Source organism: Psychrobacter frigidicola (assembly GCF_007997305.1).
GTDB classification, from domain to species: Bacteria; Pseudomonadota; Gammaproteobacteria; order Pseudomonadales; family Moraxellaceae; genus Psychrobacter; species Psychrobacter frigidicola.
Genome location: NZ_VORZ01000002.1, coordinates 112183 through 127804 on the forward strand (window position 1 = coordinate 112183; position 15622 = coordinate 127804).

Annotated in this window: 16 protein-coding genes; 8 read left to right on the top strand and 8 right to left on the bottom strand. The window is 42.2% G+C overall.

The genetic code is table 11. The features are described 5' to 3' along the window. Positions 1 to 190: 190 nt before the first annotated feature. Positions 191 to 790, bottom strand: a complete 600-nt coding sequence (locus tag ES754_RS07040; RefSeq protein ID WP_147223499.1) for a YigZ family protein — start codon at positions 788 to 790, stop codon at positions 191 to 193. A 133-nt stretch (positions 791 to 923) separates the two neighbouring features. Here ES754_RS07040 and ES754_RS07045 point away from each other — a divergent pair, with 133 nt between their 5' ends. Beyond that, positions 924 to 1628 carry a pseudouridine synthase gene (locus ES754_RS07045; protein ID WP_147223500.1) on the top strand — a complete coding sequence of 235 codons (705 nt, stop codon included), beginning with the start codon at positions 924 to 926 and terminating at the stop codon, positions 1626 to 1628. A gap of 371 nt (positions 1629 to 1999) precedes the next feature. Continuing rightward, complete coding sequence (locus tag ES754_RS07050) at positions 2000 to 3106, top strand: disulfide isomerase DsbC N-terminal domain-containing protein (protein WP_147223501.1); 1107 nt, start codon at positions 2000 to 2002, stop codon at positions 3104 to 3106. Between the two features lie 37 nt (positions 3107 to 3143). On the opposite strand, the gene ES754_RS07055 is transcribed toward ES754_RS07050, so the two are convergent. Together ES754_RS07055 and ES754_RS07060 are read right to left on the bottom strand one after the other, a co-directional pair. After that, complete coding sequence (locus ES754_RS07055; RefSeq protein ID WP_201538846.1) at positions 3144 to 4106, bottom strand: homocysteine S-methyltransferase family protein; 963 nt, start codon at positions 4104 to 4106, stop codon at positions 3144 to 3146. 128 nt (positions 4107 to 4234) lie between these two features. After that, positions 4235 to 4894: a DUF2939 domain-containing protein gene (locus tag ES754_RS07060; protein WP_147223502.1), complete on the bottom strand. Its 660-nt coding sequence runs from the start codon at positions 4892 to 4894 to the stop codon at positions 4235 to 4237. Positions 4895 to 5349: 455 nt separating this feature from the next. Between ES754_RS07060 and dnaJ the strand changes: the two genes are divergently transcribed. The 6 genes from dnaJ (at position 5350) to ES754_RS07090 (ending at position 10336) form a co-directional block, all read left to right on the top strand. Beyond that, positions 5350 to 6483: a molecular chaperone DnaJ gene (gene dnaJ / locus ES754_RS07065; protein WP_147223503.1), complete on the top strand. Its 1134-nt coding sequence runs from the start codon at positions 5350 to 5352 to the stop codon at positions 6481 to 6483. A gap of 213 nt (positions 6484 to 6696) precedes the next feature. Next, a complete protein-coding gene (gene dapB / locus ES754_RS07070; RefSeq protein WP_147223504.1) occupies positions 6697 to 7539 on the top strand; it encodes a 4-hydroxy-tetrahydrodipicolinate reductase in 843 nt (280 codons plus the stop codon). Positions 7540 to 7614: 75 nt separating this feature from the next. Then, positions 7615 to 8982 (top strand): AAA family ATPase, encoded by a 1368-nt coding sequence (locus ES754_RS07075; RefSeq protein ID WP_147223505.1) that lies wholly within the window; start codon positions 7615 to 7617, stop codon positions 8980 to 8982. Beyond that, complete coding sequence (locus tag ES754_RS07080) at positions 8983 to 9177, top strand: hypothetical protein (RefSeq protein WP_147223506.1); 195 nt, start codon at positions 8983 to 8985, stop codon at positions 9175 to 9177. It begins immediately after the preceding gene. Positions 9178 to 9204: 27 nt separating this feature from the next. Then, entirely contained in the window at positions 9205 to 9480 is a 276-nt protein-coding gene (locus ES754_RS07085; protein ID WP_147223507.1) for a hypothetical protein, read from the top strand. Then, the gene (locus tag ES754_RS07090) at positions 9464 to 10336 is read left to right on the top strand and encodes a type II and III secretion system protein (protein ID WP_147223508.1); all 873 of its coding nucleotides are present in this window, start codon (positions 9464 to 9466) and stop codon (positions 10334 to 10336) included. The genes ES754_RS07085 and ES754_RS07090 overlap by 17 nt, the downstream gene beginning before the upstream one ends. A 105-nt stretch (positions 10337 to 10441) precedes the next feature. Here the strand turns inward: ES754_RS07090 and ES754_RS07095 are convergent, their stop codons facing one another. The 5 genes from ES754_RS07095 to ES754_RS07115 all read right to left on the bottom strand — a co-directional run bounded on the left by ES754_RS07095 (position 10442) and on the right by ES754_RS07115 (position 15498). Then, on the bottom strand, positions 10442 to 11617 hold the full coding sequence (locus tag ES754_RS07095; protein ID WP_147223509.1) for a type III PLP-dependent enzyme: 1176 nt from the start codon (positions 11615 to 11617) through the stop codon (positions 10442 to 10444). A 61-nt stretch (positions 11618 to 11678) separates the two neighbouring features. Next, the gene (gene def, locus ES754_RS07100) at positions 11679 to 12239 is read right to left on the bottom strand and encodes a peptide deformylase (protein WP_147223510.1); all 561 of its coding nucleotides are present in this window, start codon (positions 12237 to 12239) and stop codon (positions 11679 to 11681) included. A 326-nt stretch (positions 12240 to 12565) separates the two neighbouring features. Continuing rightward, entirely contained in the window at positions 12566 to 12820 is a 255-nt protein-coding gene (locus ES754_RS07105) for a GlsB/YeaQ/YmgE family stress response membrane protein (protein ID WP_147223511.1), read from the bottom strand. Between the two features lie 328 nt (positions 12821 to 13148). Next, positions 13149 to 14702 carry a UDP-N-acetylmuramate:L-alanyl-gamma-D-glutamyl-meso-diaminopimelate ligase gene (gene mpl / locus ES754_RS07110; protein WP_147223512.1) on the bottom strand — a complete coding sequence of 518 codons (1554 nt, stop codon included), beginning with the start codon at positions 14700 to 14702 and terminating at the stop codon, positions 13149 to 13151. Between the two features lie 139 nt (positions 14703 to 14841). Beyond that, on the bottom strand, positions 14842 to 15498 hold the full coding sequence (locus tag ES754_RS07115) for a copper resistance protein NlpE N-terminal domain-containing protein (protein WP_147223513.1): 657 nt from the start codon (positions 15496 to 15498) through the stop codon (positions 14842 to 14844). Positions 15499 to 15622 lie beyond the last annotated feature (124 nt).

Genomic DNA, 15622 nt, shown 5'->3' on the forward strand with positions numbered 1-15622 from the left:
ATGTGGTTTAGTAATAAGAGATGGGAGCAATTTAGTTAGTTAACAAGTATATTGATTATTTAAAAGTTATAAATTATAAGTTTCACGTGAAACCTAAGGAATGGTTACTGAAATAAATAGCCAGTAAATCTTTGACTATCTATCAAACTGAGCTATAAAGAATGAGCCGATAAAGCGGATAAGAAGACGGTTAATCCTTTGGAAGTAATACTTTGCCTGCCATTGCTAACTCTGTTTTCAATGTTTCAATATCAGCCTCAGCAATGGTCACCGTTAGCAAGACTTGCTTACTATAAGCAACGTCGTTAATAGTTCCATATAAGCTATCAACCACATAGCGACATTGAGCTTCAGTAGCAAACTCTGCTTGAATTTCTACTTGGCTCATGAGCACATAAGGGCATAAAACCATCTCATCAACGGCGGCTTGTGCTGAACCCGCATAAGCACGCGTTAGTCCACCAGCACCTAGCTTAATACCGCCAAAATAACGCACCACGACAATGATAATATTACCAATCGACTTATACTGGAGCACATTTAATATTGGTCGTCCTGCCGTTCCATTGGGCTCACCGTCATCATCAAAGCCTGCGCTGGTTGTATTATTAGGGTCTCCAATAATATAGGCCCAGCAGTGATGACGGGCATCAGCATATTGCGTACGTAGTTGTTCCACGTGAAACATAGCATCCTCACGCGACGTCACCGGATACGCATAAGCGATGAATTCAGATTTCTTAATCTCAAGACGGGCATTCACCGCTTTTTGTAGGGTTTGATAACTCATAGTTCATTTAGGATCTAGTAATTCATTTAGGGTCTAGGGTGAATATGCTAAACTTGCACTATTATCACTGCTAGCCGTATTTGGCGCAGTGTTCATTTTATTCCCCACTATATAACTGATGGTAGCAAATAGCATGCGTTTAGATAAATTTATTAGTAAAGCCACCGAGCTGTCACGCAAAGAATCCAAAAAAATCCTACACGCCGGTGAAATCACGGTCAATGATAAGGTGACGAAAGACGTCGGCTTACACATTGATATCGCCGATGACGAAATCATGTGGGCAGGCGAGCCATTATCGGTCGCGACAGGCAATCGTTATATTTTATTGCACAAGCCTGAAGGCTTTGAATGTACGCTGAAAGTGAAAGAACACCCTATTGTCACTGAACTAATTGCCGTACCTGAAATCGGTAGCTTGCGTATTGCGGGACGCTTAGACGTTGATACTACAGGCGCATTATTAATTAGTGATGATGGCAAATGGTTGCACCGTGTCACCAGTCCTAAGCACGAACATGCTAAAATCTATGAGCTGACCTTGGCTGATCCTATGGATGCCGCGAAGCAAGCCAATGCCGTAGAAGAAGTTGCTCAAGGTATTTTATTAGAAGGCGACCATGAAGAAACCAAGCCTGCTGTTCTTGAATTCATCGATGAGACCCATGCACGCTTGACCTTAGAGCAAGGTAAATACCATCAGGTGAAACGTATGATGGGCTACTTTGGTAATAAAGTGGTCGAGCTACATCGTGCCAGTGTTGGTCATATTACGTTAGAAGGCTTAGAGAAAGGCGACAGTCGCTTTTTAACGGCTGAGGAAGTGGCCAAGTTTTAAATAATAATATTTTAGATATTTATTGATTTAGAACACAATAACGGCAGCCGTTCTCTAATAAGGGTAACGAGCTGCCATTATTTTTTTGCGCTTTACCATCTTATTTTATTCAGCCCTTATCTGCCGACTCTGTTACCTGTCTCTTAAACATAAGTAGCAGTTTTGCAAAATAAACGTCATAACCCTTATCAAAAGGAGTTGATGTGATACAGTCTGTGCAAATTAGTTTAATATACCTTTACGTATATTAAACTCAATTTAATAACATGATGAATGATAATAAGATAGCCAAAAATAAATTGCTATCGCCGTCGTGTTTTTGAGTTAGATATCACTAATATCTCTATATAAATTCTGATAGGACTTACCCTGTGAAACGACCTGTATTTAAATCTGCCAGTATTATCTCTGCCATATTATTCGCAACGACCGCTTGCGCTCAGCCAAGTAGCACTCAAACTATCACCAGAAGTGTGAGTCAAAATGCACCTGCAACTGGCCAAAGTACGCCTATAAAAAACCCTGCTGTAAAAAGTACGGCGACAACTGCTAATGTCACTATCGCTATCGACAGCCGTTTGCGCCAAACCTTGACCCAAGCGGGTATCAAAGCACAGATTATCTCTATTGCGCCATCGAATTTGCCAAATTTATATCAAGTGAGCCTGGTAGGTCAGCCGCCGTTACATATCACCGCCGATGGTAAATACGTCATCCAAGGTGAGCTACAAAAGAACCCAAGCAAGCGCCAAGTGACTAAAACCCCAACACGCAGTAATAGTGCGCAAATTGGTATGCCTGTCAGCGCTGCGGTCAAGTCAGCCATGCTTGCCAATATGAGTGAGCTCAAAAATATGAGCGCCAAGACCCCATTTTTTTATACGGCCGTACCGGGTGTCATTTGGGGTGCAACGTTAGAGGGCGTGCCGTTTTTAATAGCGGATGATGCGCAATATGTGACCGATGGCGAAATATCGGTGATTGAAAATGGTCAGTTTACCGGACTTGATGAGAACTTTGAAAAACGTAAAAATCAATCCGTATTCAAAAGTTTAGATCAGTCACAACTGATTACGTATCCTGCGACGGGTACCGAAAAAGCAGTTGTTTACGTGGCAACCGATGTGAATTGTCCCTATTGCCGCATGCTGCATAAGCAAATGGGTAGTTTGAATAAAAAAGGCGTGACGGTTAAAACCATCGGCTATCCAATATATGAGCAATCACCTGAGCAAATGCGTGGTATCTGGTGTCAAGCTGATGCAACCAGCCGTCGTAAAGCTCTAGATAAAGCGATGCTAAAAGGGCAGATGACCCCTGCACCAGCAAACTGTAAAGTTAATTATGTGACGCCTAACCGTGAAAAAGCAGCTGGGCTTGCAGTGGTCGCTACGCCTGCCATTTACCGTGATGACGGTGTCTTATTCCAAGCGAGTTTTGAGAGTCCAGAGTTTTTAGAATTTTTGGGCGTAGAATAAACGATTGCATTAATAAAGTGACAAACTAAAAAAAACCTTATGACCTAGCAGTCAGGTGCTGCGCAAGTTGTGCAATATGCTCGACGCCAATACCGCAGCAACCGCCAATGATAGTTGCGCCAGAGGCCTGCCAGAGCTTGGCCCACGTCAAATAATTCTCAGGGGTAGTGTCTTCACGTATTTGGCGCAGTTGAGCATTTGCTTGTTTATGGGTTTGTTTTGATACAAAAGCATTGGCATAAACGCCCAGCTGCAGCGGATTTGACGTTTTATCAATAATCTCTTTCGCAACTTGCAATGCTGAATCCATGACTTCAGGTTGACTACAGTTAAATAGTATGGCGTCGACATTCAATGCCATCATAGCCTGTACCGCTTCTGCTACTGAATCACCAGAACGCAGCATGGGCGTGCTAATGCCATCAGCGAGGATATCTAGTTGACCGTCGTCTAGCGTAAATGCGATCCAAATGGGTTTCTGTGCGGTCTCTTTTTGAGCAGCTGTGAATTCAGTAATCAACTTATGCCACGTTGACGCTTCAATGATACTGCTTTGAGTCTCCACTAGCCATATATCGGTATAGTCCACTTGTGCGGATAATAATGGACGCGCGATAGCAGACGCTGCCTTGGCATCGAACAAATCTGGGCGGTAGGAGCCAAACAGTGGCGGCAAACAGCCAGCGATTTGTACGGTTGCTGGACTATTATGCTCATTGCTGGCTGGCTTGTTACTTATTTGGACGGCTTCGAATGCGAGTTTCGCTGCCGTTTTTATGAGCTGTTCACCTTCAGTAAAAAACTTATCGCCTAAATGATAAGGGGTTACCGCATAGCTATTGACGGTGATGACCGCGGCACCAGCTTTTATGTAGTCTAAGTGGATATCACGAACACTAGTTGGCGCTAGACTCAATGCCAGCGCTGACCATTCAGGTTGGCGAAAAGGGGCACCGCGTCGCTCAAGCTCACGTCCCATCCCACCATCTAATATAGTCATTGGCGCTGTGGTTATGGATTGAACATCAGACTGAGCATTCATCACCTTAGGAAATATTTGAATGTCCATCATAACCTCACTTATAAAATAATTTAATAGACCAAAAGCTGCCACCATAACGTCTTATATTAAGGCAACACCACATCAATGATTTTCCAATCAATCAAGCCTTGGCGCTGCATTTTAATCGTGATCGGATAGCTTTTTACTTGCCCACTTATCGTAAAACAATTGATGCCACAATAGCTGAGGGTTGGTTTCTCGCTATCTGTCCCTTGGGCAGCTTGTTGCTCTAGCTGAGTGGCTTGTTTTGCCATCATTTGCTGCATTTGATTTTTAACCACCGCATTGACATCCCCGCGCTGGATAATCATATCGCGAATCAGCGTTTTTAAGTCGACTTGATTGCTCGCAATTGCCCATGCTGCTGCCAGCTCCTTAGTAGCTGTATTGGCTTGGCCTTGGGTATCGATCAATTGTTCTATATTTTCTGGGGTGATAGCACCGTCTACCGCTTGCATGATAAATTCATTGGCTGCTTGCGTCAGCGGCTCACCACCAAGCTGGGCAACTCCTAGATATTGCCCCATTGTATTGGCGAATTTGTCGGTCAATTGTGTTTTCATACTTGGGCGCAGCTGTTCGTAGTCAATTGCAGCCGCAACGGTCGCACCATCTTTGCCGTCATAAGCTTTTTTGAGCTGATAGGCGGTGTAATAAGGGGAGCCAGCATATATTGCCACTGCGATGACGACCAGCAACAAGAGTAATGTGGTCAGCTTTTTCATAAATATTCATACCTTTACAGAGTTTTCTAGCGTATTGATCACCGTTATTAAGGCGACAAATATTACCACGACTTAAGCGTATGTAGATATGAGAATATGACGTTGGCTTGTCGTTCTTATAAAAACTTATCAATATTATTATAAAGTTTTATAGATGTGTCTTACTATTTCCTTATAGATATAAGACAGGTAAAACTGATCGTATGAATTTTGCTGGTGAAGAGCTTGATAAATCACCATATCATCTCCATTAATAGCGCAAACTTTTATTAATTGATTTGGTTAAACAGTATCCCGCCGTTTTAGCTTGCAACATCCCGTTATCCCTTACTCTTTTCTTATCATTGTTTGCCACGTTTCATGTGAAACACGTGCTTGCGAATAACCATAAAAGATAGGCGTGATTATCGATAAGATTGCGAGCAGGCTGCGCTGTGAAGACGATAGGAGAACCCATGAGTAAGCGCGATTTTTATGAGATATTAGGCGTCAGCAAAACCGCAGATAGCAAAGAGATTAAACGATCTTACCGTAAACTAGCGATGAAATATCATCCCGATCGCAATTCTGACGACCCAAAAGCTGACGATAAATTCAAAGAAGCCTCTATGGCTTATGAAGTGCTCAGCGACACCGACAAGCGTTCAGCCTATGACCGTATGGGCCATGCTGCTTTTGAAAACGGTATGGGTGGTGGTGGCGGCGCTGGCGGCGGTAACTTCCAAGATATCTTTGGTGATATCTTCGGTAACTTTGGCGACATCTTTGGTCAATCGCGTGGTGGCGGTGGTGGTACTCGCTCACGTCGTGGTTCAGACCTACGTTACATGCTAGAGTTAACATTAGAAGAGGCCGTTCGTGGTTGCAAAAAAGAGATTAGCTTTACTGCGCCCGCGCCTTGTAATACCTGTGATGGCAAAGGTGCCAAAAAAGCTTCGGATGTGGTTACCTGCCAGATGTGTCATGGTCAAGGCCAAGTGCGCATGCAGCAAGGTTTTTTTCAGGTACAACAAGCGTGTCCTCAGTGCGGTGGTAGCGGGCAACAAATCAAAAACCCATGTCCCGACTGTCACGGTAGTGGCGTTAAAGACAAGTCGCGTAACTTAGAAGTTTCGATCCCAGCAGGCGTTGATGATGGTGACCGCGTACGTTTGGCCGGTGAAGGCGAAGCGGGCGGTGCTGGCGTACAAAACGGCGACTTATACGTCGAAGTGCGCGTCAAGCCCCATGATGTCTTTACCCGCCAAGGCGCAGACCTTTATATGGATGTGCCGGTTAGCATCACGGATGCTGCGCTTGGTAAAGAGGTCGAAATCCCAACCCTTGATGGCAAAGTAAATATTAAAATCGCTGAGGGTACACAAAGTGGTAAAATGCTCCGCGTTCGTGGTAAAGGCGTAACACCAGTGCGAACTACCATGAAAGGGGATTTAATCTGCCGCGTAGTTATTGAAACACCAGTCAATCTAACCCGTGAGCAAAAAGATTTGCTACGCCAGTTCCAAGATACGCTTGATGGCGATAGCAAGCATCAGCAATCACCGCACAAAAAGTCTTTCTTTAAAAAGATTGGCGACTTGTTTGATTAATTAAATAACCGATAACAGTTCCTTTTAAAAGCCCGTTTTATTAGTCTAAAGCAGTTAATCTAAGTCCATGAGTTTCACGTGAAACTTATGGACTTTTTTATGGTGGTCAATAAGGTACCAAAATCAATTCATGCTATGATATTAAAAGCGTTCAGCAACCGCTATCACCTTACAAAATCAGAAGTTGAATAATAAAAATTTTAGGATAAAAAAATGACTCAACAAGTAGATAATAAAATGGAAAATAAGATTATAAATATTGGCGTTATCGGTGCCGGTGGTCGGATGGGTCGTATGCTCATCGAAGCGGTACAGGACAATCCACAAACCAAGTTGAGCGCTGCTATTGAGCGTCAAGGCTCAAGTTTGGTCGGCGCTGATGCTGGCGAAGTCGCAGCTGTAGGGCTTTTAAACGTAAAAATAGTTGACGATTTAACCGCAGTAATTAATGATATTGATGTGCTGGTAGATTTTAGCTTGCCCGCTGCCACTGAACAAAATATGCAGATTTGTGCTGAGCATAAAGTCGCTATGGTCATTGGAACTACCGGCTTTAATGAGCAGCAAGAACAAGCCTTAGCCGCAGCCAGTAAGAAGATTGCTATTGTCTATGCGGGTAATTATTCTACAGGCGTTAATTTATCATTGAAGCTGTTAGAAATGGCGGCCAAAGCTTTTGGTACTGATGCTGACGTTGAAATTATTGAAGCCCACCATAAGCATAAAATTGATGCGCCATCTGGTACTGCTTATATGATGGCAGAAGCCGTAGCGCAGGCGCGTGGTCAGAATTTAAAAGATGTAGTGGTATATGGTCGCGAAGGACAAACGGGCGCACGCGAAACGGGCACCATTGGTATTCACGCGATTCGTGGCGGCGAGATTGTCGGTGACCATACAGTAATGTTCATCGCTGATGGTGAAGTGGTCGAGATTACCCATCGCGCGCGCGAGCGCATGACTTTCGCTGCGGGTGCCATAAGAGCCACCACTTGGATAGTTCAACAAGAAGCTGGCCAATATGACATGCAAGATGTGTTGGGCTTGAATAAGTAGGGTTTAAATGAGTAGGGTTTAAATGGCTATGGTTTATATAAGTAGTTAAGTTCACTAACTGTAAGCGAGATTGTAATGATAGATAACGCCAGTATCACCATTAAAAACTTTAAAAGCTATAAGGATGCAACCTTACCGCTGTCCCCTCTGACTTTATTAATAGGCGCAAATGCGTCAGGTAAGAGTAACGCTATTGAAGCCTTTCGTTTTTTGAGTTGGGTGGCTGGTGGTGAGCGTCTGTCTACGCTAAAAAATAGGGTCAATGATAGTGATAAGGTTGTTCGAGGCAGTATCAAAGATTTGGCTTTTAATTATGAAAATAGCTTTTCTCTATCATTCAATTACGGGTCTGACACTAGTTACTGTGGTGTATTCTTAAATGAAGACAATCAACTCTATCTAATAGCAGAGACTTATCAAGAGAAAGACAACAAAATTTTCTTTCATAGAAGTGGTAAGTATACGAAACTAGCTTTAAGGTATCTCGATGCCTCTGATGTTGTAAAAATGGCGTTTGTTAAAGATATTCTTGAGGTAAATAACAATAAAGACAGTTGGATGTTTCAAAGAGTTGATAACTTTGAAGTAGCAGCTAATTTTCCGGAACGTGATTTATCTGTTTTATCTATGAGAAGTTTCTACGAAGTCATTTGGAAAGGTTTTTATGATAAAACTAAGGTTAGTCCCATTAATATAAACTCTCTTGATGATTTATCGCATTTTTTAACTCATACATTTTTTTATGATTTTGTGCCTAGCGCCATGCGTCAGGATAGCGTAATGGAGAAAATACTAAGTAATAGTGGTTCAAATTTGGCAGGTGTTTTATCTTACCTTTGCAAAGAAAACTTAGGGTATAAAGAAAAAATTCTACAACTGGTACAAAGCCTACCTGAGCAAGATATTACTGATATTAAGTTTTATACCGATAAAAGAGAGCGTGTGGAATTCTTATTATATGAAAATTTTGGCGATACATCTACTGAACGCACGATGGATTTATTATCCGATGGTACTTTAAAAGTACTAGGTATTGCAGCGGCGCTACTGTCTGTGCCTGAAGGTTCAACGGTAGTCATAGAAGAGATTGACAATAGCATTCATCCTACGCGAGCTCATGAAATACTAAGCTTGCTGCGCCAATACGCCGAAGAGCGTCAGCTTAATTTATTACTATCGACGCATAATCCTGCCTTAATGGATGCGCTACCTGATGAAGCGCTCGCAGATGTTGTATTTTGCTATAGAGACCCTAATGAGGGCGACAGTAGATTGGTGCGTTTAGGTGATTTAGATGATTATCTTGGTTTAGTGGCTCAAGGAACGCTTGGTGACTTAGTGACGCAAGGTATTGTTGAGCGTTTTGTTAAGCATCCAACCACCCCAGAGCAGCGTAAAAAACAAGCATTAGATTGGCTAAATCAGCTACAAGGAGCTGATTAAATGGCGGATATCTGCTTATTGGACACTAGTATATTATTAAATATTTTAGATGTTCCCAATAGAAACCAACAAAGAAAACCAGTTCTTGACGATTTTGAGGTCTATATTAGTACTGGATGTAAATTTATTATACCGTTAGTGGTGGCAGTAGAAGTCGGTAATCATATTAGTCAAAATGGTGATGGCACAATGTGACGCGAAACTGCCAAGCGTTTTGTAGATATGATGCAAAGTACTTTTAGTGGTCAATTACCGTTTAAAATTAGCGACTTTGACTTAAAAGTAGAATGGCAAACTTGGATTACTGAATTTATTAATAAAGCAGGGCAAAATAAAACAGCTACTAAGCCCAACGAAGGTATGAGTCTGACAGATTTATCTATCATAAAAGAATACGATGCCTTACAAGCCAAAAATAGAGCTAACAGAAGCAAGCACGTTAACGTATTTATTTGGTCGCTTGATTCGGATTTAGAAGCTTATGGACACTCTTATTGAAACCTTGCAAATCCTAGTGTTAACAGTAGTTGTAAGCCTTACCCTCTTTTCCCCAGCCCAAGCTGCTACTTATCAAACTTACGTCATCCACACTTACGGCGGGTCAGCGCTGCTCCCTGCCGTCCGCCAACAGTTAAATGCGAGTCATGATGGCGGTACGGTTGCCACTTACCAAGATAAACTGGTGCTAAATACGACTCCTACCAATTATAAAGCCGTACAGCAGCTACTCACTCAGATTGATGGTCAGCCGCAAGCTTTAATGGTTTCTATAAAAGTAAGCAATAATAGCAGCGCCCAAAGTAATATCAATCAAGGCCGCGTGATTATCAGTAATCGAGGCATTCAAGGCGCAGGCATTATTAACCAAAGTAATAACCAGCAGCAAAATAATAGCTTATACCAAGTACAGACTTTGTCCGGCAGTGCTGCCAGTATCAGTACTGGCACTTTATGGTCACTGACTCAAAATTATAATGATAATTACTATTCATCCTATAATCGCCCGTCAGGACAGATTATTATTCAACAGCAAATTTTATTACCAACAACGCAAGGCATCCAAGTCAAACCAAGACTGCTACCTAATGGACAAGTCGAGGTTAATTTAGCACAAGTTGAAGAAAAGTTAGTAAGCGCTAATTCTTCTTATAATCAGAATAGCCCTAACCGTAATGGTTATTCTAATAATGCCATTAACCGTCAAAGCTTAAATAGTACTATTATTGTCTCGCGTGGACAATGGGTTAATATTGGGCAGATATTACAAAATGCGCAAAATCAAAGCTCAAATTATGGTGGTAACAGTACTTCATCTGCGAATAACAGCACGCCCATTTGGTTATTAGTGCAGTAGTTTTATATCAATAAATAATTAATATTTCACAAAAAAGCGCCGTACTGTTATTCGCAGTACCGCGCTTTTATTTTGCAAATGATATTGAGATTGACCCCAATTTACTTACTTAATATAAACGACTTCTAACGGTGGAAAGCCATTAAATTCTATGGCAGAGTAAGAGTTGGTATAAGCGCCAGTTGTTAGCCAGTAGATTTTATCACCAATCTCAAGCTCTTCGGGCAGTTGATAGCCCGTGTCTTCATACATGATGTCGGCTGAATCACAGGTGGGTCCTGCCAATACGACCGTCCCTGGACTGTTTGAGGTTTCCATCTTCGGAGTATAAACTGGGTATTTAATCGCCTCACCCAAAGTTTCAATTAACCCTTGAAATAGCCCAACATCGGTATAGACCCAACGCTTCAAATCAGTATGCGACTTACGTGAAATGAGCACCACCTCACTGACCAACACCCCTGAACCACCTACCAAGGAGCGCCCGGGCTCAAGGATAATCTCCGGCATCTCGTCAGCATTGTAATCATCGCTCAAATAGCGTTTGATTTCTTCTGCATAGACCTGCACAGGGTTGACTTCACTAAGATAATTAGCAGGGAAGCCACCACCCAAATTAATCATTTTTAGCTTGATATTTTCTTCGTTGCGCATCCAATCAAACATATATTTAACTTTGGCCAACGCATCGTCCCATGCTGCCACATCTCTTTGCTGGCTGCCCACATGGAAAGAGATACCGTAGGGTACCAGACCCAAATCACGCGCTTGAATGAGCAAGTCAATGGCCATATTCGGATGGCAACCAAACTTACGGGACAGCGGCCATTCAGCAGTATCTGAGCCTTCTACTAAGATGCGGACAAATATCTTCGAGCCGGGTGCATATTTAGCAATATTCTTCAAATCCAGTTCCGAATCGGTGGCATATAGCTGCACGCCTTTGCTATAAGCGTATTCAACGTCACGGGCTTTTTTAATGGTATTGCCATACGAGATACGCGCGGCATCAACGCCGCAGGCGAGTACCCGATCAAGCTCGTAGACGGAAGCACAATCGAAGTTTGAACCCAAATCTGCCAGCACGTTAATCACTTCAATGGCAGGGCTAGCTTTCATCGCATAGTGAATTTTTGCCGTAGGAAACAGTCCTACCATCTCGTTATATTTAGTTTTGATACGCTCTAAGTCCACCACCAAAAAAGGAGTTTCACGACCTTCGGCAGCTTGAGTAAATTTCTGCCAGCTGGCAGGGTCAAAATATTGGTCAATTTTGATCATGATAATGAACCTTTACTATAAACAATAAATGAGGTGGGCAGTGAATATCTAAAGCAATACCCTAAGCATTGACAGGTTGTGGCTGCTTATTGGCTAATCTTTCGTCCTGTTCCTGCTTTTCTCGTATTTTAATAACTTTGCGCACTTTATCGCGGGCGCGGGTTTGTTTTAGTTTCGATAAATAATCTACAAATATCACCCCATTCAAATGATCCATCTCGTGCTGGATACACACTGCTAGTAAACCCTCTACCTCTTTATCAATTTCTTTGCCATTCTCATCTAAAGCTTCAATACGTACTTTATTAGGGCGATCGACTTTATCATAGACATCCGGTACCGACAGGCAGCCTTCTTCATAGGGCTGCTTCTCTTCTACCAAAGGCGTGACCTTTGGATTAATAAATACCATTGGCGTGTCTTTGTCTTCTGACAAATCCATGACAATCAGTTGGATATGCTGATCGACCTGGCTGGCGGCAAGACCGATACCTTGCGCGTCATACATAGTGTCAATCATATCTGTAATTAAAGTTTTGATGTCGTCAGTAATCTTTTTGACCGGCGTGGCAATGGTGCGCAAGCGCGGGTCAGGATAGTTCAAAATAGGGAGTAATGCCATATGGCTCACCTCAGGAATACGTATAGAATAGGAAGATTATTATAGGATAAATGGGGACAAAAGTAATATTTATCAATGATTTTCAGAACGTATCACTATAAATGTTATTGATTTGACGCTTACGAATTATAAATGTTATTGAACAGGATTTGAAATCAGTCCTTATCTATTACAATCACAACAACTGGGTTCAGTCATTAAAGTTAGTATGACGGAGTACAAAATTATAAAGTGCCTAGCAGTGTCAAATTGACAAGATATAAAAAAAGGCCTTATAAGAAATAAGGCCTTTTTTGTTTATGCTATGAGTACCAATGAGATATGTCTTATATACGACGTTTGCTCATGATCATCTCGTAGATGAAGAGGATGATAATTGCACCAATCACTGAGAATATGAGTCCAGTAAAGCCACCATCAGCATTGATACCTATGAGACCTGCTACAAACCCACCCAGCATCGCACCCACGATACCTAGAACAATGGTCATAATCCAACCCATTGGGTCGCTGCCTGGTTTAATCGCACGGGCTAATAGACCTGCAACCAAGCCTATGATAATCATCCAAATAAAGCCCATTAGTATTCTCCTAAAGTATTCATTGTAAGTTATATTTTTATTTATCATGTACTGCTTACTTGATGAGTTCATTGTAATCAATCAAGAAGCCAGAAAGTACGCGCGAAGTGTTATCTGTGTAGGTGCTATGTCATGAAATTAAGTCATTTGCTATTATTCAGATAGTTTAGGTAAATGAAAGGTTACCAAGGTAGGCTTAAGGATAACGGAAAAAATATTATTTCCTTATTTCTCAATCATGGAATATGAAAATAGCGCCGTACTTTCAATCGAAAAAGGCGCTATTCATAGTTTTGGTATCAGTCATTTTCTTAGAGCGTTATAACGCTTAAGTAAATTGTTTATGTAATGCTGTTAATAAGCGTTCATGAATCCCTTCAAAGCCACCATTAGACATGATAATAATCGCATCGCCTAGTCGTACATGAGCGCTCATATGCGCAATGATGGCATCGACACTAGGCATGACTTGTTGATGGCTCATATCTTTACTTCCCGTATTAGCACGGTCAATTACCTCTTTTAGTCCCCACTCAAGACCGGTGGGCTCATACCAAAGTGTCTGATCTGCCAGTGCTGCTGACTGTGCTAGGCTATCTTGGTGGATGCCCATTTTCATAGTATTGCTGCGGGGCTCGATAATCGCCCAAATACGTCTGCCTGCCAGTTTCTTTTTAGCACCGTCTAAAGTGGTGGTAATGGCGGTCGGATGATGAGCAAAATCATCAAATACCAAAATGTCATTAACGTTACCGATAAGCTCCATCCGGCGTTTAATACCTGCAAATGCTGATAGAGCAGCACACGCCGTCTCGATACTGACACCAATATTATAAGCCGCAGCCACGGCTACTAAAGCATTATTCACATTATGAACACCACTCATCGACCAATCAACGGTGGTTGCCGTATTAATAAGAGTATCAGTGTCATCAATAACAAGGTCAGTAGTGAAAAGGTCACTATCCGTATTTTCATTAAAGTGAATCTTAAACTGACTGCCATCTTCGGCAATTAGCTCAGCTTGCCAGTCGCTACTACCCGTCTCTATAGAAACGTTGTCGTCGATAGATGATTGAATGTCAGTGACCGCCGTGCGCCAAATAGGTGTCCAAACGCCTTTAGCCAACGTCTCCTCTAAGCTAATCGTTGCCGCTGGCATAATGATTTTGCCCGTGCTTGGAATCATGCGTACCATATGATGGAATTGTGTCTGGATAGCATTAAGGTCGGCAAAAATATCGGCATGGTCAAATTCAAGGTTATTTAAAATAGCGGTACGCGGACGATAATGAACAAATTTTGAGCGTTTATCAAAAAAGGCCGAGTCGTACTCATCCGCTTCAATGACGAAGTAGCCTGACGTCTTTGCACCTGTATTTTTATCCTCAATAGTATGAGCACCCAAATAGCTGCTATGTGCAAACACCTGTTGCAAGCGCTTATCAGTGGTATCAACCAACGGCACGCCGCCAATTAAAAACCCCGCATCGATGCCTGCATAATGGAGTATCCATGCGAGCATGGTAGTAGTGGTGGTTTTACCATGCGTACCAGCAACGGCTAAGACGTGACGCGACTGCAAAACTTGCTCAGATAAAAACTGCGGTCCTGAGGTATAACGCAGGCCTTGGTCTAACATATATTCAATCACTTCCATACCACGCTTCATCGCATTACCGACTACGATTAAGTCTGGTGCGGGCTGCAGGTGCTGAATTAGGTAACCTTCTTCAATTGTAACGCCAGCATTCTCAAGTTGGGTGGACATTGGCGGATAAATATTGGCATCCGAACCGGTTACGGTATGTCCAAGTTCCCGCGCCAGCAACGCAAGCGATCCCATAAATGTGCCACAAATGCCAAGAATATGAATATGCATAGACGTTCCGCGCTAGGTGAGAGAAGTATAGAAAGTAAAAACGAATCGCACTTATTGTAAAGTAAAGCCTAACAGATGACCAATAAAAAACGCCTAATAATATAGGCGTCAATATGGGGTTATTATTTAAAATCTGATGTCATTTACGCGATAAAGTGTAGTCAGGATCGGGTGTTTTATTCTTATCCAGCATCACCAGATGATTGTCCTGTATATGATAGATTTCGATAGCCTTGTCTTGATAAACAATGGTAATAATAGTGTTGTCTTGACGATAAACGCCTGATTCAACCAAAGGCACATGCGGAGACTGTGGATTTTCATAGATACTGGTTTTCAATACTGAACCATCAGCGAACAAATTAAGTGTCAGAGAGATCCCATCACAGAATGAGCAAGGCAACATTCCCTTATAGTCCCCAATCAACGTGGCCTGTAATGTACTATCACTGCCTTTCTCTGAAACCATCGGCACACGCCGCGTACGAGCACTATCATCGGTTTTAGCAATAGCAATCAGTGATTGACCTTCGTCCTTATCATCCCTATCTTCATCAGCGTCAACATTATTATGTTGCTGCAACTCTGGCGAAACGTCTCCAGATTTAAGCGTTCGTATTATAGAGTCGTTTGCTACTTTAGTATTTACTGAGGTATCAGCAGTAGATTGGCTATCGCAACCCATCAGCATAATACAAAAAGACAGTGGCAGCACTAAGCGTCCACAATAACGAGAGGATATCCCAACGGCAGTAGATTTAGAGAACGTAGGAAGTGTAGAAGCGGAATATATCATTATCATACCAACAGCAAGTAAATATGACGCTTATATTCAGCCAAAGCATAATATAAGTCCAAATTTAGATAACTCGTAGAAAGTGTTACAAGGTATCAAACACTGAAAGCCATTATGTGGCCTT

Coding starts and splice junctions, on each gene's coding strand:
- ES754_RS07105 (WP_147223511.1), bottom strand. CDS start 12,820: ATGGGCTTTATTTGGATGATTATCATAGGCTTGGTTGCAGGTCTATTA.
- ES754_RS07075 (WP_147223505.1), top strand. CDS start 7,615: ATGATAGATAACGCCAGTATCACCATTAAAAACTTTAAAAGCTATAAG.
- mpl (WP_147223512.1), bottom strand. CDS start 14,702: ATGCATATTCATATTCTTGGCATTTGTGGCACATTTATGGGATCGCTT.
- ES754_RS07095 (WP_147223509.1), bottom strand. CDS start 11,617: ATGATCAAAATTGACCAATATTTTGACCCTGCCAGCTGGCAGAAATTT.
- def (WP_147223510.1), bottom strand. CDS start 12,239: ATGGCATTACTCCCTATTTTGAACTATCCTGACCCGCGCTTGCGCACC.
- ES754_RS07055 (WP_201538846.1), bottom strand. CDS start 4,106: ATGACTATATTAGATGGTGGGATGGGACGTGAGCTTGAGCGACGCGGT.
- ES754_RS07085 (WP_147223507.1), top strand. CDS start 9,205: ATGATGCAAAGTACTTTTAGTGGTCAATTACCGTTTAAAATTAGCGAC.
- dapB (WP_147223504.1), top strand. CDS start 6,697: ATGACTCAACAAGTAGATAATAAAATGGAAAATAAGATTATAAATATT.
- ES754_RS07080 (WP_147223506.1), top strand. CDS start 8,983: ATGGCGGATATCTGCTTATTGGACACTAGTATATTATTAAATATTTTA.
- dnaJ (WP_147223503.1), top strand. CDS start 5,350: ATGAGTAAGCGCGATTTTTATGAGATATTAGGCGTCAGCAAAACCGCA.
- ES754_RS07090 (WP_147223508.1), top strand. CDS start 9,464: ATGGACACTCTTATTGAAACCTTGCAAATCCTAGTGTTAACAGTAGTT.
- ES754_RS07115 (WP_147223513.1), bottom strand. CDS start 15,498: ATGATATATTCCGCTTCTACACTTCCTACGTTCTCTAAATCTACTGCC.
- ES754_RS07045 (WP_147223500.1), top strand. CDS start 924: ATGCGTTTAGATAAATTTATTAGTAAAGCCACCGAGCTGTCACGCAAA.
- ES754_RS07060 (WP_147223502.1), bottom strand. CDS start 4,894: ATGAAAAAGCTGACCACATTACTCTTGTTGCTGGTCGTCATCGCAGTG.
- ES754_RS07040 (WP_147223499.1), bottom strand. CDS start 790: ATGAGTTATCAAACCCTACAAAAAGCGGTGAATGCCCGTCTTGAGATT.